Genomic DNA, 24,366 nt, shown 5'->3' with positions numbered 1-24,366 from the left:
GGACGTGCCCGGAATGCGGCACGCACCACGACCGTGACCTCAACGCGGCGATCAACCTTCAACGGCTGGCCACCGCAACGGCCCTACCCGTGGCGAGTCCGTCCGGTAACGGCGGCGCTGCTTCAGGAGGGGTTCCTGAAGTAGTCGGGAAAGTCACGCCTGTCAGGCACGAGCACGGTCATCAAGACGGCTCGGGGCAGGAAGAAAACCGTGCGCACTTTTGCGTACGTTTTTGAGAGCAGCAACGCATGCCCGTATCCATCGAGCGTCCCCCAAAGACCTATCCCGCAGAACACTTCTTCAACCGCGACCTGTCGCTGCTGCAGTTCCAGCGCCGGGTGCTGGCCAATGCCGCCGAGCCAACGGTGCCGCTGCTCGAGCGTCTGCGCTTTCTGTGCATCGTCTCGAGCAACCTCGACGAATTCTTCGAGATCCGTGTCGCCGGCTTGAAGGAGCAGCGTCGCCAGGGGGTGACCCGCCCCGGCATCGACGGCATCCCGCTCGAAGACCTGCTCGAGCAGATCAGCGCCGAGGTCCATGGCATCGTGGCGCGGCAATACGCCTTGCTCAACCAGGAAATCCTGCCCGCACTCGCCCAGGAAGGCATCGTCTTCCTGCGCCGTGCGGAGTGGAACGAGGCGCAGCGTCGCTGGATCGAGGAGTATTTTCGCAGCCAGGTGCAGCCGCTGCTCACGCCGATCGGGCTCGACCCGGCACACCCCTTCCCCCGGGTGCTCAACAAGAGCCTGAACTTCGCCATCGAGCTCGAGGGCACCGACGCCTTCGGGCGTGCCTCGGGGCGCGCCATCGTGCAGGCGCCGCGGGCGCTGCCGCGCGTCATCCGTCTGCCCAAAGAGGTGAGCGAGCACCCCTACACCTTCGTCTTTCTCTCGGCGGTGATCCACGAGCACGTGCATCTGCTCTTTCACGGCATGGAGATCAAAGGCTGCTACCAGTTCCGCGTCACCCGCAACTCCGACCTCTTCCTCGACGAGGAAGAAATCAAAGACCTGCGCGACACGCTCAAGGAAGAGCTGCAGCACCGCCACTTCGGCGACGCGGTGCGGCTGGAGGTGGCAGAGAACTGTTCCGAGCAGATGGCGCAATTCCTGCTGGAGCATTTCCACCTCACGCCCAAGGACCTCTACCGTGTGCCCGGCATCGTCAACCTCGTGCGCCTCATGTCCATTCCCGACCTGGTCGACCGGCCGGATCTGAAGTATCGCCCGTTTCAACCGCGCATCCCGCGCGAGCTCTCGCGACCGCAGGACATCTTCCGCGTGCTGCGCCGCCAGGACGTGCTGCTGCACCACCCCTACGAGAGTTTCGAGCCGGTGATCAACTTCCTCAAGGTGGCGGCCGACGACCCCAACGTAATGGCCATCAAGATGACGGTGTATCGCACCGGCACCGACTCGGTGCTGATGGAGCACCTCATCCGCGCCGCGCAGCGGGGCAAGGAAGTGACGGTGGTGCTGGAGCTGATGGCACGCTTCGACGAGGAAGCCAACATCCAGTGGGCCAGCCGCCTGCACGACGCCGGCGCGCACGTGGTCTACGGCATCTTCGGCTTCAAGACGCACGCCAAGCTCTTGATGATCGTGCGCCGCGAAGAAGGCAGGCTGCGGCGCTACTGCCATCTTGGAACCGGAAACTACCATCCTCGCACGAGCCGCTCGTACACCGATTTCGGCCTGATGACGGCCGACGAGACCATCGGACAGGACGTCTCCGAGATCTTCGATTCGATCACCGGCCTGGGCAAGCCGGGCGAGCTGCATCACCTGTGGCAGGCACCCTTCACCCTGCACGAGAACGTGCTCGCGCACATCCGCGCCGAAGCCGAAGCCGCCCGCGCCGGGCGCAAGGGGCGCATCATCGCCAAGATGAACGCGCTCCTCGAGCCGGAGGTGATCGAAGCGCTCTACGAGGCTTCCCAGGCAGGGGTGGAAATCGATCTCATCGTGCGCGGCGCGTGTGCGCTGCGCCCCGGCGTAGCGGGGCTCTCCGAGCGCATCCGCGTGCGCTCCATCGTCGGGCGTTTCCTCGAACACCACCGCATCTTCTATTTCCATGCCGACGGCGAGCAGAAGGTGTATCTGTCGAGCGCCGACTGGATGGAGCGCAATTTTTTCCGTCGCGTCGAAGCAGCGGTGCCGGTGCTCGATCCAAGGCTCAAGCGCCGCGTCATCAAGGAGGGGCTGCGCATCTATCTCCTCGACAACGCCCAAGCCTGGGAACTGGACGTCGACGGGCGCTATCGCCTCAAGCACGCCCGACGGCAGCGCCGGGCGGCGCAGGAAATCCTGCTGCAGGAGCTGGCGAAGCCCGTGTGACGCCGCCGGTCAGCGTCGACGCACTTCTACCACATCGGGCACCGCGCGCAGCGCCGCGATCGCGGCCGCGAGCCGCTCGGCATCCGGCGCCTCCACGGTGAAGTTCATCCGGGCACGGTGCTGCGTGGTCAAGGTCTGCACGGCCGTGACGTTGAGCCGCTGCACCGTAAACACCTCGCTCACGTCGCGCAGCAGCCCCTGGCGGTCGTGCGCCTCGATCTGGATCTCGACCGGATAGGCGCGACGCGGACCGGTGCCGGCGGCGGCCTCGTTCCATTGGGCGGTCACGAGCCGTTCGGGATGGCGCAGGCTCAGCTCGAGAAGATCCCGACAGTCGGCGCGGTGGATCGTCACCCCCCTGCCCCGCGTGACGAAACCGACGATCTCGTCGGGCGGCATAGGGTGGCAGCAGCGCGCGAGCGTGGTCAGAAGGCCGCTCTGCCCCCCCACGAGGATCGCCCCGCCAGCGCGGGCCGACGGCGCGTGCAGCGGCACCGTGACCGGCCCGACCGGAGCTTCGGCTGCGGCTGGCTGTAGCGCCTGCACGATGGCGCGCGGACCGATCTCACCGCGGGCGGTGGCACGGTAGAGGGCCTCGGGCGATTTGAAGCCGAGGCGCTCGGCGAGTTTCTCCAGATTGGTGCGGGTGTGCCCCTCGCGCTGCAGCTCCCGCTCCACCAGCGAACGGCCGCGGGCAAGGAGCTCCGCCTCCTGCTGCTGGGCGAACCAGGCACGGATCTTGGCGCGTGCCGTCTTCGTCTTGACGTAGCCCAGCGCCGGATTGAGCCAGTCGCGCGAAGGGCCGCCTTCCTTGGCGGTGACCACTTCCACCGTCTGCCCCGAGCGCAGAGGGGTGTCGAGCGGCACGAGCTGGCCGTCGACGCGCGCGCCGCGGCAGCGGTGACCGACGTCGGTGTGAATGCGGTAGGCGAAATCGACCGGCGTGGCCCCCTGCGGGAGATCGACGACGCGCCCCGTGGGGGTGAGCACGAAAATGGTATCGTCGTGCACCGCATGGCGCACCCGGTCGGCCCATTCGCTGCTGTCGACCACCTCGTCGCGCCAGGCAAGCAGCGAGCGCAAGAGGGCGATCTTCTGGTCGTAGGGCGAGGTCTTGTCCGCCCCTTCCTTGTAGCGCCAGTGCGCCGCCACGCCGAACTCCGCATGGCGGTGCATCTCGAAGGTGCGCACCTGGACTTCGAGCGGTCGGCCGTCTTCGGCGCGCACGGCGGTGTGCAGCGAGCGATAGCCGTTCGGTTTGGGTCGGGCGATGTAATCGTCGAATTCCCCGGCAATCGGCGGCCACAGCTCATGCACGCGGCTCAAGACCGCGTAGCAGTCGGCCACCGCCGGCACCAGCACCCGCACGGCGCGCACGTCATACACCTGCGAAAAATCGAGCCCTTTCTTGCGCATCTTGTTCCAGATGCTGTAGATGTGCTTGGCCCGACCATAGACTTCGGCACCGGCGATACCGAGCGCCGCCACTTCGGCCGAGAGCCGCTGCACCACGCGGGCGACGAACGCCTCGCGCTCGAGCCGGCGCTCGTCGAGCAGGCGGGCGATGCGCTTGTAGGTCTCGGGTTCGAGAAAGCGGAATGAGAGATCCTCGATCTCCCACTTGATCTGCCCCACACCGAGGCGATTGGCGAGCGGCGCGTAGAGCGCCAGGCTCTCGCGGGCATAGTCGACCCGTGCCGCGGTCTCTCCGCCCTCGCTGGCAAACCAGCGCAGGGTCTGCAGGCGCGAGGCCAGACGCAGCAGCACCACGCGGATGTCTTCGACCAGCGCGAGCAGCATCTTGCGCAGGGTCTCGGTCTGGGCCGTGTCGTCCATTCCGATCGGGACGCGCAAGCCTTCGAGGCGCTGCAGACCGCGCAGCAGCCGCGGCACGTCGGCATCGAAGCGCGAGGTGACCCATTCGAAATGCTCCGGCGCCCGTACCGGCACGGCATAGAGCAGCCCCGCGATGCACGAGGCCGGGTCGAGCCGCAGCTCGGCGGCAATCAGCGCCACCGCCATCGCGTGATCGAACACCGGCTCGCCGGTAGACAGGCGCAGATCGGCAAATTCGCGCCGGGCGAATTCGTGAGCCTCGCGCACCGCCTCGGCCTGTTCGACGGACAAACCCTCGGTGAGGGCCGCGAGCGCGAGATCGGGGGCCTTGGCGGCAAGTGTCAGTTGAGTGGCGACCATGGTTTCGTGCGAAACTATCCTTCGATCCGTGAGCCAGGAGCTTTCGATGCGCGAGCGTCCCGCGCCCTCTTTCGCCGCTTCCCACCCCTATCTCTTGCTCACCCTGGCCGTGGCCTTCTGGTCGAGCAACATGATCGTCGGACGAGCGATCCGCGACGAGGTTCCCCCGGTGACGCTCGCACTCGGGCGTTGGATCGTCGCTTTTCTTCTGACCCTGCCCTGGGCGCTGCCGCCGCTGCGGCGGCAATGGGCGGCGGTGCGCCGGCATTGGGCGATCCTGGCGCTGCTGGGAGTGCTGGGGGTGGGATGTTATAACACATTCGCCTACCTGGCGCTACGGCACACGAGCGCCACCAACGCGGCGATGCTCAATTCCTTCACGCCGGTGGCGACCATGCTGCTCGCCGCCGCCGTGCTCGGACACCGCCTCACGCGCCGGCAGGTTCTGGGCGTGGCGGTGTCGCTTGCCGGGGTGCTCGCCATCGTCGCCCAGGGACGCTGGCAGGTGCTCGCCTCGTTGTCGTTCAACCGCGGCGACCTGTGGATGCTGGGCGCCGTGGCGGTGTGGGGCATCTATACCGTGGCGCTGCACCGCCGGCCGGCCGGCATCGACCCCATGGCGCAGCTGGCGGTGTTCATCGCCGTCGGCATCCTCGTGCTGCTGCCCTTCGGCCTGTGGGAATGGCGCGACGGCCCGCCGCTACGCTGGCACGCCGACTCGCTGCTCGCCATCGTCTACGTCGGCATCTTTCCGGGCTTCCTCGGCATGGTGTGCTACAACGCCGGCGTGGCGGTGGTCGGCCCCGGCGTCGGCAGCCTCTTCCTGCACCTGATGCCGGCGCTCACGCCGCTCTTCGCTTTCGTCTTCCTTGGCGAGCGCCCGGCGTGGTACCACGCCGTGGGCATCGTCGCCATCCTTGCCGGAATCCTGCTCGCCACGGCGCGGCCGCGCTTGCCGCAGGACCGGCACGAAAGGGCTTAGCCATGCCCGCCTGGATCGATGCCTTGCGCCGCCTCTGGCGCGCCCGGAGGGAGCGCCCGGGGCCCGATGCGGCGTTCTGGGAGACGGTCGAACGCACCATTCCCTATTCAGCAAACATCCCTCCTGCGGCGCGCGAACGGGTGCGGCGGCTCGCCGCGCGCTTTCTCGCCACCAAGACCTTCTACGGGGCGCACGGGCTGCCCATCACCGACGCGCTCGCCGGCAACATCGCCTGGCAGGCGGCGCTGGTGGCGCACCGCACGGGCTTGGGCATCTACGAAGACTTCGTCGGCGTCATCGTCTATCCCGAGCCCTTTCGCGTGCGCCGCCGCTTTGCCGACGAGATCGGGCTGGTGCATGAATTCGACGACGAACTCTACGGCGAGACCTGGGACGGTGGCCCGGTCATCGTGAGTTGGGGCACGGACGAGGAAGAAGGGGTGCAGGTGGTGCTGCACGAATTCGCCCACCGCCTGGACCTTGCCGACGGGGCGCTCGACGGCGTGCCGCCTCTGCCGCCCTCCCTGCCGCGCGCCCGCTGGGAAAGCGTGATGGAAACCGCGCTGCAGCGACTGCAAGACGAGCTCGATACCGGAAAATCTCCCCCTCTCGACCCTTACGCCGAAGAAGGGCCGGAGGAATTCTTCCCGGTGGCGACGGAGACTTTCTTTACCGAACCGGCGGCGCTCGCTGCCTGGGATCCGGCGCTCTTCGAGGCGCTAGCCGAGGTCTATGCCCTTCGGCCTGGCCCCATGGTGGACTTTTCCTGCAAAACCGCCTAATCTAAAGGGCAGGAAGCGAATTTCAATTCAAATATCATAAAAGGAGCTGGACCATGAAAAAAACCTGGGTATTGGTCGCCAATGCGAGCGTGGCCAAGTTCTACGAATTCCTCGGCTTCAAGTCCGGGGTGCAGCTGGTCGAGACCCGGGAACACCCGGAAAGCCGCCTGCCCACCCGGGAACTCATCACCGACAACCTGCCGTTCCCGGGCACGGGCGGTGACAAGGCGCCGCATACCGGCGAGCCGCCCGTCCCCCCCAAGAAACACGAAGCCGAACTCTTTGCCATCGAAGTGGCACGCCGCTTGCGCGAAGCGCGCGTCGAGCATGCGCTCGAGCAGATCGTGCTGATGGGCCCCGCGCCTTTCCTGGCGCTCGTCAAGGAGCATCTCGACGAACCCACGCGCAAGATCCTGGTGCGCGACGTAGAGAAGGATTACACCAAGGCCGACGACAAGACCATCGCCGAGAAGGCGGCCGAGGCGCTGCTGCCGCCCGCATGAGCCGCGTCGATCCGGTTCAGGAGAATTCACCCGCCGTCAGGTAGCGCAGCCCCTCCGGTCCCGATTCGGAGCGGATGAGGCGAAACCCCGCGGCGGGCCAGGTCAACGGCAATGGCAGACCAAGCCCCGAGGCATCGAACGCCTCGGGGCTTACTTTTCGCGCGAGCGTCACGTGCGGGCGAAACGGCCGATGCTCCACCTTTGCGCCCAAAGCGCGCGCTTCCTGGGCCAGACGCTCGATGAAACGCGCCCATGCGCCTTGCGGCGGCGGGCCGCTCAAGCACGCCACCCTCGGTCCGCCCCAACACTCGAAGCGGTCGAGCACGAGCGGTTCGTCCGGCGGAGCGCCCATCGCCGCGCCCAGCGCGAGAAAGGCACCCAGGCGTTCGCACGGCACGTCTCCCACAAAGACGAGCGTGAGATGCAGGCGTTCGGGCGGAACGACTTTCACTGCGATTCGCCCTCGCGCCCAGCGTCGCGCCGCCTCGTGCCACGCCTGCGCCCACGCTCGCGGCGGCCACAGCGCGTAGAAGAGCCGAACCTTGGTCCGGTCGCCGCTTCGCTCAACCACCGCCGTCCCTTTCGAGCAGCACCACCGCCTGCGCCGCCACCCCTTCGCCGCGGCCGGTGAAGCCGAGCCGCTCGGTGGTCTTGCCCTTCACCTGGATCGCGGCCGGCGGGGCGTCGAGCAAGCCGGCGATCGTCGCCTTCATCTGCGGCACGTAGGGAGCGATGCGCGGTCGACGGCAGATCACCACCGCGTCGAGGTTCCCTAGACGCCATCCCGCCGCCCGCACCGCCGCCCAGGCCTGCGCGAGCAGCGCCCGGCTGTCGGCGCCAGCGTGGCGTTCGTCGCTGTCGGGAAACCATGAACCGATGTCGCCCAGTCCCGCGGCGCCGAGCACCGCGTCGGTGATCGCGTGCAGCAATACGTCGGCGTCCGAATGCCCCAGCAAGCCTTCGGCGTGCGCGATCTCCACCCCGCCGATCACGCAGCGTCTTCCCGGCACCAGAGCGTGCACGTCGAACCCCAGCCCCACCCGGATCATGCTTCCTCCTGTAGCCTCAGGATCGCCGCGGCGAGCGCCAGATCGCCCGGCCGCGTCACTTTCAGGTTCAGCGGATCGCCCTCCACCAGTTTGGGCGCCAAGCCCGCCGCCTCCACCGCGCTGGCTTCATCCGTCACTTCGGGGTGGCGCTCGAGCGCGGTGCGCAGCACGGCGAAACGGAACATTTGCGGCGTCTGGGCGAGCCACAGCCCTTCGCGCGGCACGGTCGCCGCGACACGGCCGCGGATGTCGGCACGCTTGACGGTATCGGCGACCGGCAATGCAAGAAGACCGCCCACCTCGTCGTGTCCGAGCACCTCGGCCAGCTGGGTCAGGTATTCCCCGCGCAGACAAGGGCGCGCGGCATCGTGCACCAGCACCCAGTCGTCGGGCCGGGCGCCGCGGGCGGCGAGCACGCGCAAGGCATTGCCCACGGTTGCACTGCGCGTGGGCCCGCCGCAGAAGAGCGGCTCGATCTTGGACCCCAAATCCGACCAGTCGTGACGGCGCCAATGAGTGTCGTCGACGGCCAGCGCCACGAGCACCCGCCCGATCCACGCCGGTTCGGCCAAGCGCGCAAGCGTGTGCCACAGCAGCGGTCGCCCGGCGAGTTCAGCGTATTGTTTGGGCAAAGCCAAACCGCTGCGCCGCCCCACCCCGGCCGCAGGCACGATGGCCGTCACGCGCACGATCGTTCTTCCCCTTGCATTTGGTTCAACCTCCGCTGCCGCGCGCACTATAATGAACTCGTAACGAGACCGTTTGCCCGGACATCCGTTTCCTTGCCGTACCACGCAGGACCGCACATCATGGCTGCACGAACCATCCGTCCCCCCGCCGTGAGCGGGCTCTTCTACCCTGCTTCGGCGCGCAGCCTGCAGGCCCATCTCGCCGCGAGCTTCGCCCGCGCCGCTCCCCCTTCGCTGCCGGCGCAACCCAAAGCCCTGATCGTGCCCCACGCCGGCTACGATTATTCCGGAATCATCGCCGCCAGCGGCTACAACCAGCTCACCCCATTCGCCGCGCGCATCCGGCGCGTCGTGCTCTTCGGCCCGGCGCATCGCGTTCCCCTGCTCGGATTGGCGCTACCGCAGGCAAGCGCCTTTCGCACGCCACTGGGCGACGTCCCTGTCGACATGGACGCATGGAACGAAGCCCTGAAGCTGCCCCAGGTGGAAGTGTCGGACCGGGCCCACGAGCTCGAGCACAGCCTGGAAGTGCAGCTCCCCTTTCTGCAGAGCATTTTACCCAGTTTCACGCTGGTTCCCTTCGTCGTCGGCTGGACGGAGTCCACCCACGTCGCCCGGGTGATGGAAGCCCTGTGGGGCGGGCCGGAGACGCTCATCGTGGTGAGCTCCGATCTCTCGCACTACCACCCTTACGAAGAAGCCCGCGCCCTCGACCAGGCCACGATCGAGCGCATCCTGCAGGGCGACGCGACGATCGCACCGGACGATGCCTGTGGAGCCATCGCCATCGACGGACTGCTGCTCGCCGCCCGGCATCGCCGGCTCCAGCCCCATTTCATCGCCTATTGCAACAGCGGCGACACCTTTGGCGACCGGGACCGGGTCGTCGGCTACACCAGCATCGCCTTCACCGAGGAGATTCGCCATGGAGCCGAAGCCATCCATTGAGGTCGACGAGCGGCTTGGACAGGTGTTGCTCGCCCACGCCCGCGCCGCCATCACCGAGCATCTCACCGGCCGCCGCCTACCCCGGCCGGAAGATCCGCGGCTCGACGAACCCGGTGCCACCTTCGTCACGCTCACCGAAGAAGGAGAGCTGCGCGGCTGCATCGGCTCGGTGCGCGCCCAGCGGCCGCTGCGCCAGGACATCGCCGAGAATGCCATCGCCGCCGCCACGCGCGATCCTCGCTTTCCTCCCGTCACACCCGACGAGCTGCCGCTCATCCGCATCGAGGTGTCGCTGCTCTCGCCGCTCGAATTCCTCGAATTCCGCGACGAGGAAGAGCTGCTGGCGCAGCTTCGCCCCGGCATCGACGGCCTGATGGTCTTCTCCGGCTGCAATGCCGCCACCTTCCTGCCCCAGGTGTGGGAAGAGATTCCCGATCCGCATCACTTTCTCGCCGCCCTCAAGCTCAAGGCGGGGCTCGACCCGCGCCGCCCCGCGCGCAACCTCATGGCCGCGCGCTACACCGTGGCCAAATGGAAAGAACCCTTGCCTACCGGAGCCGTACGATGAACGCCCCCGCCCGCTACTACCGGCGCCTGCCCGACGGGCGCCTCGAGTGCGTCCTGTGCCCGCGCCGCTGCAAGCTGCGCGAGGGGCAGCATGGCGCCTGCCTCGTGCGCGCCAACCTCGGCGGCAAGATGGTGCTCACCACCTACGGCCGATCGAGCGGCTTTTGCATCGATCCCATCGAGAAGAAGCCGCTCAACCACTTCTACCCCGGCACGGCGGTGCTCTCCTTCGGCACGGCCGGCTGCAACCTCGCCTGCAAATACTGCCAGAACTGGTCGATCTCGGCCGCCAAGGAGCTCGACGCCACCCTCGACGACGCCGGCACGCCCGAAGCCATCGTGGCCGCGGCGCTCGCCTACGGCGCCCAGGGGCTCGCCTTCACCTACAACGATCCGATCATCTTTGCCGAATACGCCATCGACTGCGCCGAACTCGCCCGCAAGCATCGGCTCTATACGGTGGCCGTGACCAACGGCTACATCGAACCCGGCGCACGGGAGGAATTCTTCGGCGCGATGGATGCGGCCAACGTCGACCTCAAAGGCTTTACCGAGGAATTCTATTTCCGCTACTGTGGCGGCAAACTCCAGCCGGTGCTCGATACCCTGCGCTACCTGGTGCACCACACCAACGTGTGGGTGGAGATCACCACGCTCCTCATCCCCGGCCTCAACGACAGCGAAAGCGAAATCCGGGCCTTGTCGCGCTGGGTACGCGACGAGCTCAAAACCACCGTGCCGCTGCACTTCACCGCCTTCTTCCCCGCCTTCAAGATGCTCGACCGTCCGCCCACTCCGCCGCAGACCCTGGTGCGGGCACGGGCCATCGCCCGCGAAGAGGGGCTAGCCTATGTCTATACCGGCAACGTCCGTGATCGCGAGGGTGCGACGACCTACTGCCCCGACTGCGGCACGCCGCTCATCGAGCGCGACGGCTACCTCATCACCCGCTATGCGCTCACGCCCGAGGGGCACTGTCCCGCCTGCGGCCGGGAGATCGAGGGGCGCTTTGCCGCCGCACCGGGGCACTTCGGCAACCGGCGCATCCCCATCGTGCTGGGAGCCGGATGAAGGAAGCGGATCATGTCTTCGCTCTCACACCCTGCCGAAGAAACGCCGCCCCGCCCCCCGGACCTTCCGGTGCGGGAAGAGTACATTCCATGGGCCTCCTGCGTGCAGGCGATCCGGCTCAAGGTCGATGAGCGGCACTGGCTCGACGTCTCGTTTGCCCTGCCGGGGCAGACGCGCGCCTTCGTCCTCCTCCTCGAGACCCACCAAGAAGCGCTCCAGAACCAAGCTCTTGCGCAAGCGCTCACCGCACGGGGCTTCGGCACCCTGACGGCATCCCTACTCACGCCCGAGGAGCACACCGACGCCGAAGAGCTCGCCTGGCACGTCAACGACCTCGGCGAGCGCGCCGCCACCGTGCTCGAATGGCTGGAACATCAACCGTTTCGCGGCGCCCTTCCTCTGGCCGCCGTCGGCTGGCGCACCGCCGCCGCGGCGCTGATCCGGCTCGCGGCGCGCGAAACCCAAACTTTTTACGCCCTCTCCTGTCTAGAAGGACGGATCGATCTGGCAGGCGCCGGTCCGCTCCTCGCGCTGACCGTCCCGATCCAGCTCCTGACGTCTTCCGCCACCGACGACAAACCGAACCTCGCTGCATGGCCGCACATCGGTGCCGAGAAACGCTGGGAACACCTGCCTCCTCCGACGCCCGCAGGGCCCTGGCCGGAGGCGATCGCGCTCACCTGCGAGTGGTTCGAACGCCATCTGCCGACCACGCCCTCGTCCCTGGCGGCAGCGGCGGGTTAGAATCCCCCTTTCGGCCAGACCCTTTGCCCTTGATCCCCGAATGACCCGAACCCTCCTTCCCGTGCTCGAGCGGCTGCGCTGGCCGCAAGCCGGTCAGACCTTCCGTTTCCCCCCTCTTGCCGGCAGCGCCGATGCGCTCCTCGTCGCCGAACTCGCGAGCCGGCGCCGGCCGCTGGTGGTGGTGACCGCCTCGCCCCTGGACGCGCAACGCCTTGCCGAAGAAGTGCGGTTTTTCGCGCCGCAGCTGCGCACGCGGCTCTTCCCCGACTGGGAGACGCTGCCCTACGACCCTTTCTCGCCGCACCAGGACCTCGTCTCCGAGCGCATCGCCACCCTCTACGCCCTCACGCAGGGCACGCTCGATCTCGTCTTCGTCGCCGCGGCCACGGCGCTCGGGCGCCTGCCGCCGCCTGCCTTCATCGCCGCGCACACCTTCTCGCTCAAGCAGGGCGCGGCGCTCGAACTCGAAGGACTGCGCCGGCAGCTGGCACTGGCCGGCTACGAGCCGGTAGCCCAGGTGCTGCGTCCGGGTGAATTCTCCGTGCGCGGCGGCATCGTCGATCTCTTCCCCATGGGCGCGTCGCTCCCCTACCGCATCGAGCTCTTCGACGAGGAGATCGAGCGCATCAAGACCTTCGACCCCGACTCCCAGCGCACGCTCTACCCCGTGCCCGAGATCGAACTCCTGCCGGCGCGCGAATTTCCCACCGACGAGGGCGGCCGCACCACCTTCCGCCAACGTTTCCGCGAGACGTTCGAGGGGGACCCGAGCCGCGTCGCCCTCTACAAGGACGTCAGCCAGGGCGTGTGGCCGGCTGGCATCGAATACTACCTGCCGCTTTTCTTCGACGAAACGGCCACCCTCTTCGACTACGTAGGGGCCGAAGCGACCTGGCTGCTCCACGGCGACTGCCCGGCGGCGATCGACGCCTTCTGGCAGGAGCTGGAAGCGCGCCATCGGCTGCTGGGCGGGGATCGCAGCCGCCCCATCCTGCCGCCGTCTTCCCTCTTTCTTGACGCCGAAGCGTTTTACACCGCCTTGAAAGCAGTGCCGCGCTTCGAGCTGCGCGGCGAAGGCGACGAAGCCGAAGAGGCCCGAACCCCGCCGCCGGCAGCGATCGATGCGCGCGCCCCCAAGCCCCTTGCGGCGCTGCAAGACGCCGTGCACACCGCCACTGCGGCAGGCGAGCGGGTGCTCCTGGTCGCCCAGACGCCGGGGCGGCGCGAAACGCTGCTCGAGCGCCTGCGCGAGGCCGGATTGGAGCCGGCGCTCGTCGAACATTGGGACGCCTTCCTTGCCGGCGAAGCGCCGCTCGCCCTCACCGTCGGGCCGCTCGAGCGCGGGTTTGCCCTGCCGGCCGCACGGCTCCTCATCTATACCGAAGGGGAACTCTTCGCCGGCGGCGCCAAGGCCCGCAGCCGGCGCGCCGCGAGCAAGGCCGTCAGCCCGGAAGGCTGGATCAAGGACCTCGCCGAGCTCACGCCCGGGGCGCCCGTGGTGCACGAAGAGCACGGCATCGGCCGCTACCTGGGGCTCGTGCGCATGCCTTTGGGGGCAGACGAGGGCGAATTCCTCCAGCTCGAATACGCCGGCGGGGACAAACTCTACGTGCCCGTGGCCCAGCTACACCTCGTGTCGCGTTATCTCGGCGCCGACCCCGAGCACGTCGAGCTGCACCGCCTCGGCTCCGGCCAGTGGGAAAAAGCCAAACGCAAGGCCGCCGAACAGGCGCGAGACACCGCCGCCGAGCTGCTCGCGCTCTACGCCCAGCGCGCCGCCCGTCCCGGCTTCGCCTTCGGGTTCGACGAGCGCGACTACGAAGCCTTCTGCGCCGGATTCCCTTTCGAGACCACGCCGGACCAGCAGGCGGCCATCGATGCCGTGCTCGCCGACATGCGCTCGGGCAAACCCATGGATCGGCTCGTGTGCGGCGACGTCGGTTTCGGCAAGACCGAGGTGGCGCTGCGCGCCGCCTTTGCCGCCGTGGCGAGCGGCAAACAGGTGGTGATCCTCACCCCCACCACCTTGCTTGCCGAGCAGCACTTTCAGACCTTCTCCGACCGCTTCGCCGACTGGCCGGTGCGCCTCGTCGAACTCTCGCGCCTGCGCTCGGCCAAGGAGCAGAAAGAGGCGTTGGCGGGACTGGCCGAAGGGCGCATCGACATCGCCATCGGCACGCACCGGCTGCTGCAGCCCGACGTGCGCTTCGCCCGGCTGGGGCTGGTGATCATCGACGAAGAGCACCGCTTCGGCGTGCGGCAGAAAGAGGCGATGAAACGGCTGCGCCAGGAAGTCGACGTCCTCACCCTCACCGCCACGCCCATCCCCCGCACGCTGGGCATGGCGCTCGAGGGGCTGCGCGACTTCTCCGTCATCGCCACCGCGCCGCAAAAGCGCCTCGCGGTGAAGACCTTCGTCGCACCCCGCTCGGAGGGGCTCATCCGCGAGGCGGTGCTGCGCGAATTCAAGCGCGGCGGGCAGGTCTATTTCGTCCATAACGAGGTGCGCACGATCGAGAACGTGCGCGAAGAGCTCGAGCGGCTGCTGCCCATGGCGCGCATCGTGGTGGGCCACGGACAGATGTCCGAGCGCGAGCTCGAACGCGTCATGCGCGACTTCACGCACCAGCGCGCGAATCTGCTGCTGTGCACCACCATCATCGAGACCGGCATCGACATCCCCACGGCCAACACCATCCTGATCGACCGCGCCGACCGCTTCGGGCTCGCCCAGCTGCACCAGCTGCGCGGGCGGGTAGGACGCAGTCACCATCAGGCCTACGCCTACCTCCTCACCGACCCGCACGTCAAACCCAGCGCCCAGGCGCAGAAGCGGCTCGAAGCCATCGCCCAGCTCGAAGATCTCGGCTCGGGCTTTTATCTGGCCATGCACGACCTGGAGATCCGCGGCGCGGGCGAAGTGCTGGGGGAAGAACAATCGGGCGAAATCCAGCGCGTGGGCTTCTCCCTCTACAGCCGCATGCTGGAAGAAGCCGTGCGTCGGCTCAAGAGCGGGCAGGAGCCGGGCGATCTCACCCGCCCCTTCCGCACCGTGGCCGAAATCAACCTGCACGCGCCAGCGCTGCTACCCGACGACTACTGCCCGGACGTGAGCGTGCGGCTCGAGCTCTACAAGCGGCTCGCCGACGCCGACAGCGATGCGGCACTGCAGGAGCTCACCGAAGAGCTCGTCGACCGCTTCGGCCCGCTGCCGCCGCAGACGCGTACGCTCGTGGCCACCCACCGCCTGCGGATCGCGCTTGCCCCCTGCGGCGTGGCCAAGGTCGACGCGAGCGAGAAGAGCCTCAGCGTGCAGTTCTCGCCCGATGCCCCCATCGATCCGGCCAAGGTGGTCGCGCTCATCCAGCGCGACCGCAGCGTCAAGATGGCCGGACCCGATCGGCTGGTGCAGACGCGCCCTTGCCCCGACGTGGAATCCCGCGTGCGCGCGGTGCGCGAACTCGTCGCGCGTGTGCTCTCCCCTCAAGCCGCCGAAACCGTATAATTCCCCTTTTGGCAGGACGCCTGGACCCATGAGCAACCCGCTGCTGGAAAACACCAACATCGAGCGCTTCGATCCCATGCCCTCGCCGGCCGAGATCAAGGCGCAGCACCCGCTGAGTGAACGCGCCGCGACCACGGTCGCGCAGGCACGCCAAACTCTCGTCGACATCCTCGAGCGGCGCGATCCGCGGCTCTTCGTCGTCGTCGGCCCTTGCTCCATCCACGATCCCGTCGCCGGCCTCGACTACGCCAAGCGGCTCGCCGCCCTCGCCCAGGAAATCTCCGAGACCCTGGTGCTGGTGATGCGCGTCTACTTCGAGAAACCGCGCACCGCCACCGGCTGGAAAGGCTACATCAACGACCCCTTCCTCGACGACAGCTTCCGCATCGACGTGGGCATGGCGCGCGCCCGCGAGTTCCTGCTCTCCGTCAATGAGCTGGGGCTGCCGGCGGCCACCGAGGCGCTCGATCCCATCGCGCCGCAGTACTACGGCGATCTCATCTCGTGGACGGCGATCGGCGCACGCACGGTCGAATCGCAGACGCACCGCGAGATGGCCTCCGGCCTGTCCACCCCGGTCGGATTCAAGAATGCCACCGATGGCAGCCTGGAAGTGGCCGTCAACGCCATCGTCTCGGCCTCGCGCCCGCACGCTTTCCTCGGCATCGACGAAGAAGGCCGCACCGCCATCGTGCGCACCCGCGGCAACCGCCACGGCCACCTCGTGCTGCGCGGCGGCGGCGGACGCCCCAACTACGACTCGGTCTCGGTCTCGCTGGCGGAACAGGCGCTCGCCAAGGCAGGGCTGCCGATGAACCTCGTCGTCGACTGCTCGCACGCCAACTCCTGGAAGAAACCCGAATTCCAGCCGCTGGTGCTCAAGGACGTGGTGCACCAGATCCGCGAGGGCAATACCTCCATCGTCGGCGTGATGCTCGAGAGCTTCCTTGAAGCCGGTAACCAGCCCTTCCCCGCGCCGCCCTCACAGCTCAAGTACGGCTGCTCGATCACCGACCCGTGCATCGACTGGGACACCACCGCCGCCATCCTGCGCTCGGCACATTCGGTGCTGTGCGAGGCGCTGCCCCGCCGAGGGCGCTGATGCCGCATCTGCGCCTGCTCGCCGCCCCGGCGGCGCACGAGTGGCTGGCGCGGCATTCCCTTGCCGCGCACCCGCAAGGAACCTACCTCTGGCTCGCCCTGCCGGAACGCCGCGCCCAGTTCGACCGCGAACTCTGCGCGATCGGCGCCGACTGGGCCTGGCTCGACCAAGACATCGCTCCAAGCTGGCGGGCCTTCCGGCTCTTCGTCACCGACATGGACTCGACGCTTATCGCCATCGAGTGCATCGACGAAATCGCCGATCTGGCCGGCCTCAAACCCGAAGTCGCCCGCATCACCGAAGCGGCCATGCAGGGCGAGCTCGACTTCCGCGAAGCGCTCAATGCCCGCGTGGCGCTGCTGGCCGGCATCCCGGTGGCGCGGCTGGAAGAACTCTACCGCGAACGGGTGCGGCTCAACCCCGGCGCGGCCCGGCTGGTGGCGGCGCTCAAGGAGAACGGCTGCCACTGCGTGCTCGTCTCCGGCGGCTTCACTTTCTTCACCGAGCGGCTCGCGCGCGAGCTCGGTTTCGACGAAGCCCACGCCAACGTGCTCGAAACGAAAGACGGCCTCCTCACCGGGCGGCTCGTCGGGCCCGTGATCGACGCCGCCGCCAAGGCCGGCATCCTGCGCACCGCCGCCGAGCGGCTGGGTGCGGCGCGGTGCGAGATCCTCGCCGCCGGCGACGGGGCCAACGACCTCGCCATGCTCGCCCTCGCCGGCACGCGCCTCGCCTGGCGGCCCAAACCACGCATCCTGCCCCACGTCAACGTCGTCAGCATGGCGCAGGGACTGGATGCCGTGCTCGAGCTGTTGCCCTAGGGAAACGCTGATTTATTCCCCCTCTTCAAGAACGACTCGGGCAAGCGCGACCCCGAGATGCATCAGACGAAGAAGGGCAATCAATGGCACTTCGGCATGAAGGCGCACATCGGTGTGGATGCCGCCTCGGGGCTCACCCACACGCTGATCGGCACCGCGGCCAATGCCGGCGACGTCACACAAGCCCAGGCGCTGCTGCATGGGGACGAGACGGACGTCTTTGGCGATGCCGGCTACCAGGGGGTGGAGAAGCGGGCGGAGAACCTGGAGGTTCCCGTACGCTGGCACATCGCCCTGAAGCGCAGCGTGCGCAAGGCTGTCAACACCGATTGAAAACTGACACAGTTTTGCCTTGATCAACGAAGTAAAATTGATATACCCCCTTTGACGCAAGCGATGCTATTGGGGCTTAGCCAAGAACACTGCCCAGCTGTTCACCCTCTTTGCTCTGGCCAATTACGGTTGCCAGCGGCAAAAATAGGGTCAGCGGCGAGTCGGGCAAGGCGATGAAGCCATGATGCCGATAGAAAGCCGCGGCCGCCTCGTCCTTGGCGTCGACCATCAGGGCGAAGGCGGCAATTTCTGAGCGAGCGGCACGCGCGAGCGCATCAGCCAGCAAAGCGCTGCCCAGGCCTTGGCCTTTGAATGCCCGATCGACGGCCAAGCGCCCCAGGCGAACGGCGGGCACGCTGGGATAACGCGGCAGCTTCTTGCCTATGCTGGGCGGAAGATCGGCCAGCAGCAGGCTGGCTGCGGCCAAAGTGTAATAGCCCGCGATGCGCGGCCCCTCAGCCAGGGCCACGAAGCAGGCGGCCACGCGGCGGCGCATGTCCTGGGTGGCGTGTTCCCGTAAATAGCGATTCAGCGGCTCCGAACCGCAGTCGAACGAGGCACGATCATGCACTGCATCGAGTGGCACGAGCAGGAAGGGGGCTCGGCTCATTCGGTGCGCAGGAGCGCGCTACGGCGAGCAAAGGCGCGTTTCAACGCAGGGGTCGATTCCGGCGGGGAGAGCAGCGCTTGCGCAAAGCATTCCTGATCGGCCAGCGACAGGCGGATCACCGTGGCTTGCTCGATGGCACGTTGCGCTGCGTCCTGCACGGCGGACACGACGAAATCGGTCAGGGTGCGCCCTTGAAGCTCGGCAGCGCGTTTGAGCATCGAATGCAGCTCGGGGCTGATTCTTGCTTCGAGACGGGCGGTCGCAGCGGTGTGGGCCATGGTTTTGTCCTCCTAAGACCAATTGTACGTCAGATTGCCGTACAGATCAAGGGGATTTTTCGATGGTTGTAGCGAACAAATAAACTGTCCGGACTTGTAGCACGAGGTTTGTCCGGTTTTCATTAGGTATGTGTTGGGTCCCGGACGATTGCGTGGCACTTTTATGAAAAGTTCCGGTTTTTCCGCGTACTATCTTTTCATGGCCTCGATGGGCGGGACATGTCCCAGGGCCTTCTGGGGAAGGGGTGATTGTGCCGCCACGTAGCGCTGAATCGTCGCCTCCAGCGCTTCGTGACGGTCGAACCGTTGAGGAAGAGGGCGGCATAAAGCCTCGGAAACCGCTTTCCATAACGCCCTGATACCACGACAACCCCCTCTCCTCCCTAGAGCTTGCGAATAAACCTGCTGCGCGGCCCGATTGCTCTTCGTTGCGCGGAGCTCGCTCCTCGCCTATCTTCGGGATATGTCTCGTCGCTGCGCTCCGGGCGCCTCGCACTCGAACCGCTCGCGACGGTTTCTTCGCCAGCGCTCAAACCGCCTTGCGCCGGAACACCGGTCGATCCGGGCTCGAGGCCGCAGGATCGTAGGCGTAGCCCTCGAGCGAGAAGCCGAGCAGATCCTCCACCTGCTCCGCCCTTTTCAGGGCCGCATGGCGCGCCATCAGCCCGCGGGCGCGCTTGGCATAGAAGCTGATGATCTTGAAGCGCCCACCCTTCCAGTCCTCGAACACGGGGCTCACCACCCGTGCCCCTAGTGCCGCGACGTCGACTGCCTTGAAGTATTCTTCCGAGGCGAGATTGACGAGCACGGGCACGCGCCCAGCCGCCGCCTGCGCCTCGAGCAGCCGCCGCAGGGCCGCCGTCACCGTCTCCCGCCAGTAGGCATAGAGATCGCGCCCGAGCGGATTCTCCAGCCGCGTTCCCATCTCCAGCCGATGCGGCAGGATGCGGTCGAGCGGGCGCAGCACGCCGTAGAGCCCCGAGAGGATACGCAGATTCTCCTGCAGCCAGGCGATCGCCGCCGGGGGCAGGCTCGCCGCCTCCAGCCCCTCATAGACATCGCCCGCGTAGGCGAAGAGCGCCGCCTTCGCCGCATCGGGCGTATGCTCGGGCGACCAGGCCGCATAACGCCCCACGTTCAGGGCCGCGAGCTTGTCCGACAAATCCATCAGCTCCTGCAGCTCGGCCGGCGTCAACCGCCGCAACCGCCCGACGAGCTCCTGCGCCCGATCGAGAAAATCGGGCAGTGTCGTCTCCGCCACGGGGGCGGGCGTATCGAACTCCATCGCCTTGGCGGGGGAAATCACGAGGATCATGTCTCTTTCTCCTGATGGGTGAAGTGGTACAGGAGCTAGCCCAAACGCTCAACCGCCATCCTGCCAATTTTCCACAATCAAGCCCGGCACACGGGAAAATTCGGCCACGTTGCGCGTCACGACCCGTAAACCGGCAGATCGGGCGATGGCGGCGATTTGCATATCGTAGGGACCGATCGGAGTTCCTCGGCGGGCCAGAAAAGCTCGAATCTCGCCACAATGTTCAGCAGCCCTGTCGTCGAAAGGCAATCCTTGGACATATGCGGCCAATTCCCGCAAGCGCTGCTGGTTTTCGGCAACGCGCCCACTCTTGCAGGCGCCGTACCACAATTCGGCCCATACCGGCGCACAGAGGTAGAGGGCGTCGATGCCGACGTCACGCACGTTTTCCACCACCTCGTGGTGATTCTTCAGCAAGGCGATCCAGACGTTCGTATCCAAAAGGTAGCCGTTCATTCCAGAGGCTCGCGCGGCGTATCTGCGCCAAGATCGGCATCGTCGATGTCATCGGGGAAATCCTCCCCCAGACATCCTGCCATCTTCTCCAGAAAGACTTCGGTCCGCTGGGACACGGTCCGGGGCGGCTTGGGGAGACGCACCCCATGTCGCCGTTCGAGCCAGGAGATGAAATCCAGCGCCTCTTGCTGCAAGGGGGGCGGCAAGCGTTTCGCGTGATCGAAGATGATCTCGGACAAGTTCATGTGCATTTCTCCGGCGGGCACGGGGATCAGACATCCGGTCTGGCCGACTCCGACTCAAGAATTATGCGCGAATTCCCGCGCTGACGCGCTGCCGCACCGCCTCGAACAGGCACACGGCAGCCGCTGCGGCGACGTTGAGCGACTCCATCGCCCCTGGCATGGGGATGCGCACGCAGGCATCCGCCACGGCCAACCACTCGGGACGCACCCCGGCCCCTTCCGCACCGAAAAGCCACAGCGCCGGCGCTTTCAGACCGAGCGCGTAGAGCGGCACGGCCTTCTCGGCGAGCGCCGTGGCGAAAACCCGGCCGCGACGTGCGGCGAACCAGGGCTCGGGATCGTCGATCGCGGCAATCGGCAACACGAAGTGCGCGCCCATCGCTGCACGCAGCACTTTGGGCGCCCAATGATCGGCGCAGCCCGGCCCGAGCAGCACCGCGCCCACGCCCGCGGCGGCGGCGGTGCGCAGGATCGCGCCGACGTTGCCCGGCTCCTGCACCCCATCGAGCAGCACGAGATCGCGCCCGGCGAGTTCTTCCGGCGTGACTTCCAGTGTACGGCGTGCGAACCGCGCCACGATGCCAGACGGCGTCTCGGTGGCGGCAAGCGCGCGAAAAACCGGGGCAGCGACGCGAACACGCGCGCACGTGGGCGGCAGCGCCTCGAGCACGGCCGCGAAACGCGCTTCCCGTCCCTCCTCGACGAACACCGCCTCCGGCATCCAGCCGGCCTGCAGCGCCGCGGTGAGCAGGTGATCACCCTCGAGCACGAGCCACGGCTCGCGCCTGCGAAAGGATGCCTCGTTCAGCCAGCGCCGGATCGCGCGCACCTGCGGGTTGTCGCGCGAGCGGATCTCCTGCCAGGAACTCATCGCCCCATGCGCTCCAGCGCCGCACGTACCGGGGCGAAACTGCGACGATGCTCGGGACAGGGACCGAGCCGCGCGAGCGCCGCCAGATGCGCGGCCGTGCCATAGCCCTTGTGCCGGGCAAAGCCATACCCGGGATGGCGGGCTTCCAACGCCACGAGCCGCGCGTCGCGATGCGTCTTGGCAAGGATAGAGGCAGCCATGATGGCCGGTTCGAGGGCGTCGCCGCCGATGATCGTGCGCACCGGCACCTCCAGCGCCGGTGCCTGGTTGCCATCGACCAGCACCTCGTCGGGCGTCAAGGGCAATGCCGCCACGGCGCGCGCCATCGCCCGCAGCGTCGAGCGCAGGATGTTCCAGGCATCGATCTCCGCGGCCGACGCCTCGGCCACTGCCCAAGCGAGCGCGGTGGCGCGGATTTCCGCCGCAAGCCGCTCGCGCTGGCGCGGACTCAGTTTCTTCGAATCGTTCAGCCCTGAGAGCGACGTTCCGGGCGGCAGGATCACCGCCGCGGCCACCACCGGCCCGGCGAGCGGTCCGCGACCTGCCTCATCCACCCCGCAGGTGAGCGTCGACATCGTCTATCCCCTCCCGAGTTTCGGGCCGAACCGCGTCAGGATCGCCTCGCTTGCACGCTGGGCGGTGTCCTGGCGCAGCATGAGGTGCAGTTCGGTGAAGCGCTCGGCGAGCCGCGCACGCGCCGGTGCGTCTTCGAACCAGCGCAACACCGCCGCGGCCAGATCGGCGGGGTTCGCCTCGTCCTGCAGCAGCTCTGGCACCACCGTCTCGCACAGCAGGATGTTGGGCAAACCCACCCATGGCAGATAGGCCATGCGCCGCAGCAGGCGATATTGCCACGGATTCATGCGGTAGGCGATCACCATCGGGCGCTTGAGCAGCGCCGCTTCCAGCGTGGCCGTGCCGCTGGCGAGCAGCACCACGTCGGCCGCCGTCATCGCCTCGTGCGCCCGGCGCGGCAGCACGTGCACCCCGAGCTCGGGCGCCTCGGCCAAGGCTTCGGCCACGAGGGCATCGCCCAAGGCGTTGGCCGTGGGCAAGAGCAGCACCAGATCGGGCAGCGCCTGCCGCAGGCGCGCCGCCGCGGCGAGAAAGACCGGCAAGAGGTGCCTCAACTCCCCCTCGCGGCTGCCTGGCAGCAGCGCCAGCACCGGCGCCTGCGGTGCGATTCCCAGCGCGGCCCGGGCCCCCGCCTGGTCCGGTGCGAGCGGCAGCCGGTCGGCAAGCGGATGGCCGACGAAGCGCGCTTCGATCCCGGCCTCGGCATAGAGCGCTGGCTCGAAAGGAAAAAGGCACAGCATCAGATCGACCGCGCGGGCGATCGTCTTCACTCGCCGGCGGCGCCAGGCCCAGATCGAGGGGCTGACGAAGTGCACCGTGCCGATACCGGCGCGTTTGAGCTGCGCCTCGAGCCCGAGGTTGAAATCCGGCGCGTCGATGCCGATGAAGAGATCCACCGGCGGCGCCGCGAGCGCGTGCACGAGCGCGCGGCGAAAGCGCGCGAGCCGAGGATAGCGCTTGAGCGCATCGACGAATCCGTGCACCGCCAGGGGCTCGTAGGACCAACGCGCATCGAACCCCTGGGCCTGCATCGCCTCGCCGCCCACGCCCCAGAAACGAACCCCGGGCAGCGCCAGGCGCAAACCCTCGAGGAGCAGCCCGCCCAAGAGATCGCCCGAAGCCTCACCGGCCACGAGCGCGACCGAAGGCGTTTCAGCGGACGATGCCACGGCCCGGTTGTGCGAGGAAGTCGATGAGCGGTTGCAGCTCCGGCTGCTCGACGGCCAGTTCCGCGATGCGCTCGCGCGCCTCGGCCAAAGTAAGCCCGCTGCGATAGAGGAGCTTGTAGGCGCGCCGGATGGCGGCGATCGCCTCGGGCGAAAACCCCCGACGACGCAACCCCTCGGCGTTGATGCCGTGTGGCGCGGCCGGGTTGCCCGCCACCGTCACGTAGGGCGGAAGATCTTGCAGCAGCACCGTGCCCACGCCGCAAAAGCTGTGCGCCCCCACGCGCACGAACTGGTGCACGCCGGTGAATCCGCCGAGGATCGCCCAGTCCCCCACGACGACGTGGCCCGCGAGCGTAGCGTTGTTGGCGAAAATGGTGTGATTACCCACCGTGCAGTCGTGCGCCACGTGCACGTAGGCCATGATCCAGTTGTCGTCGCCCACGCGCGTCTCGCCGCCGCCCTGCACCGTGCCGACGTTGAAGGAACAATACTCGCGGATGGTGTTGCGATGCCCGATCGTCAGACGCGTGGGCTCCCCCGCGTACTTCATATCCTGCGGCACCTGCCCCAGCGAGCAGAAAGGAAAGACGTGGTTGTCCTCCCCCAGCGCCGTGTGCCCCTCGAGCACGCAGTGCGCCTCGATCCGCGTGCGCGCGCCGATCTTCACGTGCGGACCGATCACGCAGTAAGGGCCGATCTTCACCCCCTCGGCCAGCTCCGCGCCGGCAGCGACGATCGCGCTCGGGTGGATGTCGACCGTGCTCATTTCAGCCCTTTGAGCGCGCACATGAGCTGCGCCTGGGCCGCCACCTCTTCACCGACGCGGGCCGTGGCCGAATACTTCGAGATGCCGCGCACGTTGCGCAGCAGCTCCACTTCCAGCAGCAGCTGATCCCCCGGCACCACCGGGCGGCGGAACCGCGCCTCGTCGATGCCGGCAAAATAGACGATGGAATCGGCATCGGGGCGCGTGCCCATGGTCTCGAAGGAGAGCACGGCTGCGGCCTGGGCGAGCGCCTCCAGGATCAGCACGCCCGGCATCACCGGCGCATGCGGGAAGTGTCCGGGGAAAAACGGCTCGTTGATGGTGACGTTCTTCAACGCCAGGATGCGTTTGCCCACTTCCATCTCGAGGACGCGGTCGACGAGAAGGAACGGATAGCGGTGCGGCAGATACTGCAGGATCTGTTCGATGTTCATCATGTCGCAGGGCTCGCG

The 24,366-nt window shown here is 67.5% G+C and carries 26 protein-coding genes and 1 pseudogene; 13 read left to right on the top strand and 14 right to left on the bottom strand.

The window, feature by feature from the left end:
- Window positions 1–236 (top strand): zinc ribbon domain-containing protein (locus tag EPD82_RS04915; RefSeq protein ID WP_141055879.1); only part of this gene is annotated, 236 nt, incomplete at its 5' end.
- Between the two features lie 12 nt (window positions 237–248).
- Window positions 249–2,336: a polyphosphate kinase 1 gene (ppk1, locus tag EPD82_RS04910; RefSeq protein ID WP_141055875.1), complete on the top strand. Its 2,088-nt coding sequence runs from the start codon at window positions 249–251 to the stop codon at window positions 2,334–2,336.
- A 9-nt stretch (window positions 2,337–2,345) separates the two neighbouring features.
- On the opposite strand, the gene EPD82_RS04905 is transcribed toward ppk1, so the two are convergent.
- Entirely contained in the window at window positions 2,346–4,532 is a 2,187-nt protein-coding gene (locus tag EPD82_RS04905; protein ID WP_055423734.1) for a RelA/SpoT family protein, read from the bottom strand.
- A gap of 46 nt (window positions 4,533–4,578) precedes the next feature.
- Here EPD82_RS04905 and EPD82_RS04900 point away from each other — a divergent pair, with 46 nt between their 5' ends.
- Genes EPD82_RS04900 through EPD82_RS04890 form a run of 3 tightly spaced genes read left to right on the top strand, consistent with a single transcriptional unit; the run spans window position 4,579 to window position 6,799 of the window.
- Window positions 4,579–5,514, top strand: a complete 936-nt coding sequence (locus EPD82_RS04900; RefSeq protein ID WP_055423733.1) for a DMT family transporter — start codon at window positions 4,579–4,581, stop codon at window positions 5,512–5,514.
- A 2-nt stretch (window positions 5,515–5,516) separates the two neighbouring features.
- Window positions 5,517–6,296: a M90 family metallopeptidase gene (locus EPD82_RS04895; protein WP_141055873.1), complete on the top strand. Its 780-nt coding sequence runs from the start codon at window positions 5,517–5,519 to the stop codon at window positions 6,294–6,296.
- Window positions 6,297–6,349: 53 nt separating this feature from the next.
- Complete coding sequence (locus tag EPD82_RS04890) at window positions 6,350–6,799, top strand: host attachment protein (RefSeq protein WP_055423731.1); 450 nt, start codon at window positions 6,350–6,352, stop codon at window positions 6,797–6,799.
- Between the two features lie 16 nt (window positions 6,800–6,815).
- Here the strand turns inward: EPD82_RS04890 and thpR are convergent, their stop codons facing one another.
- From thpR to ispD, 3 genes are read right to left on the bottom strand one after another with little or no spacing between them, the layout of a single operon-like run.
- Window positions 6,816–7,370 (bottom strand): RNA 2',3'-cyclic phosphodiesterase, encoded by a 555-nt coding sequence (thpR, locus tag EPD82_RS04885; RefSeq protein WP_072247946.1) that lies wholly within the window; start codon window positions 7,368–7,370, stop codon window positions 6,816–6,818.
- A complete protein-coding gene (ispF, locus tag EPD82_RS04880; protein ID WP_055423729.1) occupies window positions 7,363–7,848 on the bottom strand; it encodes a 2-C-methyl-D-erythritol 2,4-cyclodiphosphate synthase in 486 nt (161 codons plus the stop codon). Before ispF ends, thpR begins: the two co-directional genes overlap by 8 nt.
- Window positions 7,845–8,540 (bottom strand): 2-C-methyl-D-erythritol 4-phosphate cytidylyltransferase, encoded by a 696-nt coding sequence (ispD, locus tag EPD82_RS04875; RefSeq protein WP_420824929.1) that lies wholly within the window; start codon window positions 8,538–8,540, stop codon window positions 7,845–7,847. The genes ispF and ispD overlap by 4 nt, the downstream gene beginning before the upstream one ends.
- A gap of 117 nt (window positions 8,541–8,657) precedes the next feature.
- On the opposite strand from ispD, the gene amrB reads away from it, so the two are divergent.
- The 8 genes and pseudogenes from amrB to EPD82_RS12355 form a co-directional block, all read left to right on the top strand.
- Window positions 8,658–9,485, top strand: coding sequence for an AmmeMemoRadiSam system protein B (amrB, locus tag EPD82_RS04870; protein WP_141055868.1), 828 nt, complete (start codon window positions 8,658–8,660; stop codon window positions 9,483–9,485).
- Window positions 9,463–10,053: an AmmeMemoRadiSam system protein A gene (gene amrA, locus EPD82_RS04865; protein WP_141055865.1), complete on the top strand. Its 591-nt coding sequence runs from the start codon at window positions 9,463–9,465 to the stop codon at window positions 10,051–10,053. The genes amrB and amrA overlap by 23 nt, the downstream gene beginning before the upstream one ends.
- Window positions 10,050–11,123, top strand: coding sequence for an AmmeMemoRadiSam system radical SAM enzyme (amrS, locus tag EPD82_RS04860; RefSeq protein WP_055423726.1), 1,074 nt, complete (start codon window positions 10,050–10,052; stop codon window positions 11,121–11,123). The genes amrA and amrS overlap by 4 nt, the downstream gene beginning before the upstream one ends.
- A 12-nt stretch (window positions 11,124–11,135) precedes the next feature.
- Window positions 11,136–11,867 (top strand): hypothetical protein, encoded by a 732-nt coding sequence (locus EPD82_RS04855; protein WP_141055862.1) that lies wholly within the window; start codon window positions 11,136–11,138, stop codon window positions 11,865–11,867.
- A 40-nt stretch (window positions 11,868–11,907) separates the two neighbouring features.
- Window positions 11,908–15,372: a transcription-repair coupling factor gene (mfd, locus tag EPD82_RS04850; RefSeq protein WP_141055859.1), complete on the top strand. Its 3,465-nt coding sequence runs from the start codon at window positions 11,908–11,910 to the stop codon at window positions 15,370–15,372.
- Window positions 15,373–15,400: 28 nt separating this feature from the next.
- Window positions 15,401–16,474, top strand: a complete 1,074-nt coding sequence (locus EPD82_RS04845) for a 3-deoxy-7-phosphoheptulonate synthase (RefSeq protein WP_141055856.1) — start codon at window positions 15,401–15,403, stop codon at window positions 16,472–16,474.
- Window positions 16,474–17,295: a phosphoserine phosphatase SerB gene (serB, locus tag EPD82_RS04840; RefSeq protein WP_141055853.1), complete on the top strand. Its 822-nt coding sequence runs from the start codon at window positions 16,474–16,476 to the stop codon at window positions 17,293–17,295. Before EPD82_RS04845 ends, serB begins: the two co-directional genes overlap by 1 nt.
- A gap of 27 nt (window positions 17,296–17,322) precedes the next feature.
- Window positions 17,323–17,776, top strand: a pseudogene (locus EPD82_RS12355) (transposase); the annotation flags it as partial.
- Here EPD82_RS12355 and EPD82_RS04830 read toward each other — a convergent pair.
- The 10 genes from EPD82_RS04830 to fabZ all read right to left on the bottom strand — a co-directional run bounded on the left by EPD82_RS04830 (window position 17,705) and on the right by fabZ (window position 24,348).
- Window positions 17,705–18,238 carry a GNAT family N-acetyltransferase gene (locus EPD82_RS04830; protein WP_141055850.1) on the bottom strand — a complete coding sequence of 178 codons (534 nt, stop codon included), beginning with the start codon at window positions 18,236–18,238 and terminating at the stop codon, window positions 17,705–17,707. The pseudogene EPD82_RS12355 and the gene EPD82_RS04830 sit on opposite strands and share 72 nt — an antisense overlap.
- Window positions 18,235–18,516 carry a type II toxin-antitoxin system TacA family antitoxin gene (locus tag EPD82_RS04825; protein ID WP_141055847.1) on the bottom strand — a complete coding sequence of 94 codons (282 nt, stop codon included), beginning with the start codon at window positions 18,514–18,516 and terminating at the stop codon, window positions 18,235–18,237. Before EPD82_RS04825 ends, EPD82_RS04830 begins: the two co-directional genes overlap by 4 nt.
- Window positions 18,517–19,045: 529 nt before the next feature.
- Window positions 19,046–19,831, bottom strand: a complete 786-nt coding sequence (gene yaaA, locus EPD82_RS04820; RefSeq protein ID WP_141055844.1) for a peroxide stress protein YaaA — start codon at window positions 19,829–19,831, stop codon at window positions 19,046–19,048.
- A 48-nt stretch (window positions 19,832–19,879) separates the two neighbouring features.
- On the bottom strand, window positions 19,880–20,287 hold the full coding sequence (locus EPD82_RS04815) for a type II toxin-antitoxin system VapC family toxin (RefSeq protein ID WP_141055841.1): 408 nt from the start codon (window positions 20,285–20,287) through the stop codon (window positions 19,880–19,882).
- The gene (locus tag EPD82_RS04810) at window positions 20,284–20,532 is read right to left on the bottom strand and encodes a DUF2281 domain-containing protein (RefSeq protein ID WP_141055839.1); all 249 of its coding nucleotides are present in this window, start codon (window positions 20,530–20,532) and stop codon (window positions 20,284–20,286) included. Before EPD82_RS04810 ends, EPD82_RS04815 begins: the two co-directional genes overlap by 4 nt.
- 61 nt (window positions 20,533–20,593) lie before the next feature.
- Window positions 20,594–21,403, bottom strand: coding sequence for a TrmH family RNA methyltransferase (locus EPD82_RS04805; RefSeq protein ID WP_141055836.1), 810 nt, complete (start codon window positions 21,401–21,403; stop codon window positions 20,594–20,596).
- Entirely contained in the window at window positions 21,400–21,978 is a 579-nt protein-coding gene (rnhB, locus tag EPD82_RS04800; RefSeq protein WP_055423717.1) for a ribonuclease HII, read from the bottom strand. The genes EPD82_RS04805 and rnhB overlap by 4 nt, the downstream gene beginning before the upstream one ends.
- 3 nt (window positions 21,979–21,981) lie before the next feature.
- Window positions 21,982–23,148, bottom strand: a complete 1,167-nt coding sequence (gene lpxB / locus EPD82_RS04795) for a lipid-A-disaccharide synthase (protein ID WP_141055833.1) — start codon at window positions 23,146–23,148, stop codon at window positions 21,982–21,984.
- A complete protein-coding gene (gene lpxA / locus EPD82_RS04790) occupies window positions 23,132–23,914 on the bottom strand; it encodes an acyl-ACP--UDP-N-acetylglucosamine O-acyltransferase (protein ID WP_141055830.1) in 783 nt (260 codons plus the stop codon). The genes lpxB and lpxA overlap by 17 nt, the downstream gene beginning before the upstream one ends.
- Window positions 23,911–24,348: a 3-hydroxyacyl-ACP dehydratase FabZ gene (fabZ, locus tag EPD82_RS04785; RefSeq protein WP_055423760.1), complete on the bottom strand. Its 438-nt coding sequence runs from the start codon at window positions 24,346–24,348 to the stop codon at window positions 23,911–23,913. Before fabZ ends, lpxA begins: the two co-directional genes overlap by 4 nt.
- Window positions 24,349–24,366 lie beyond the last annotated feature (18 nt).

Origin of the sequence: Tepidiphilus succinatimandens (genome assembly GCF_006503695.1) — a bacterium.
Lineage (GTDB): Bacteria > Pseudomonadota > Gammaproteobacteria > Burkholderiales > Rhodocyclaceae > Tepidiphilus > Tepidiphilus succinatimandens.
Note: the sequence above shows the minus strand (reverse complement) of the source record. Positions and strands in the feature narration are given on the sequence as shown.

Excerpts from the sequence above, each read along its gene's own strand:
- lpxA (WP_141055830.1), bottom strand. The coding sequence starts at position 23,914 with ATGAGCACGGTCGACATCCACCCGAGCGCGATCGTCGCTGCCGGCGCG.
- rnhB (WP_055423717.1), bottom strand. The coding sequence starts at position 21,978 with ATGTCGACGCTCACCTGCGGGGTGGATGAGGCAGGTCGCGGACCGCTC.
- EPD82_RS04830 (WP_141055850.1), bottom strand. The coding sequence starts at position 18,238 with ATGAGCCGAGCCCCCTTCCTGCTCGTGCCACTCGATGCAGTGCATGAT.
- EPD82_RS04900 (WP_055423733.1), top strand. The coding sequence starts at position 4,579 with ATGCGCGAGCGTCCCGCGCCCTCTTTCGCCGCTTCCCACCCCTATCTC.
- EPD82_RS04810 (WP_141055839.1), bottom strand. The coding sequence starts at position 20,532 with ATGAACTTGTCCGAGATCATCTTCGATCACGCGAAACGCTTGCCGCCC.
- amrA (WP_141055865.1), top strand. The coding sequence starts at position 9,463 with ATGGAGCCGAAGCCATCCATTGAGGTCGACGAGCGGCTTGGACAGGTG.
- ppk1 (WP_141055875.1), top strand. The coding sequence starts at position 249 with ATGCCCGTATCCATCGAGCGTCCCCCAAAGACCTATCCCGCAGAACAC.
- EPD82_RS04815 (WP_141055841.1), bottom strand. The coding sequence starts at position 20,287 with ATGAACGGCTACCTTTTGGATACGAACGTCTGGATCGCCTTGCTGAAG.
- ispF (WP_055423729.1), bottom strand. The coding sequence starts at position 7,848 with ATGATCCGGGTGGGGCTGGGGTTCGACGTGCACGCTCTGGTGCCGGGA.
- serB (WP_141055853.1), top strand. The coding sequence starts at position 16,474 with ATGCCGCATCTGCGCCTGCTCGCCGCCCCGGCGGCGCACGAGTGGCTG.
- amrS (WP_055423726.1), top strand. The coding sequence starts at position 10,050 with ATGAACGCCCCCGCCCGCTACTACCGGCGCCTGCCCGACGGGCGCCTC.
- EPD82_RS04805 (WP_141055836.1), bottom strand. The coding sequence starts at position 21,403 with ATGAGTTCCTGGCAGGAGATCCGCTCGCGCGACAACCCGCAGGTGCGC.
- mfd (WP_141055859.1), top strand. The coding sequence starts at position 11,908 with ATGACCCGAACCCTCCTTCCCGTGCTCGAGCGGCTGCGCTGGCCGCAA.
- yaaA (WP_141055844.1), bottom strand. The coding sequence starts at position 19,831 with ATGATCCTCGTGATTTCCCCCGCCAAGGCGATGGAGTTCGATACGCCC.
- fabZ (WP_055423760.1), bottom strand. The coding sequence starts at position 24,348 with ATGAACATCGAACAGATCCTGCAGTATCTGCCGCACCGCTATCCGTTC.
- EPD82_RS04855 (WP_141055862.1), top strand. The coding sequence starts at position 11,136 with ATGTCTTCGCTCTCACACCCTGCCGAAGAAACGCCGCCCCGCCCCCCG.
- EPD82_RS04905 (WP_055423734.1), bottom strand. The coding sequence starts at position 4,532 with ATGGTCGCCACTCAACTGACACTTGCCGCCAAGGCCCCCGATCTCGCG.
- EPD82_RS04890 (WP_055423731.1), top strand. The coding sequence starts at position 6,350 with ATGAAAAAAACCTGGGTATTGGTCGCCAATGCGAGCGTGGCCAAGTTC.
- EPD82_RS04895 (WP_141055873.1), top strand. The coding sequence starts at position 5,517 with ATGCCCGCCTGGATCGATGCCTTGCGCCGCCTCTGGCGCGCCCGGAGG.
- amrB (WP_141055868.1), top strand. The coding sequence starts at position 8,658 with ATGGCTGCACGAACCATCCGTCCCCCCGCCGTGAGCGGGCTCTTCTAC.
- EPD82_RS04825 (WP_141055847.1), bottom strand. The coding sequence starts at position 18,516 with ATGGCCCACACCGCTGCGACCGCCCGTCTCGAAGCAAGAATCAGCCCC.
- EPD82_RS04845 (WP_141055856.1), top strand. The coding sequence starts at position 15,401 with ATGAGCAACCCGCTGCTGGAAAACACCAACATCGAGCGCTTCGATCCC.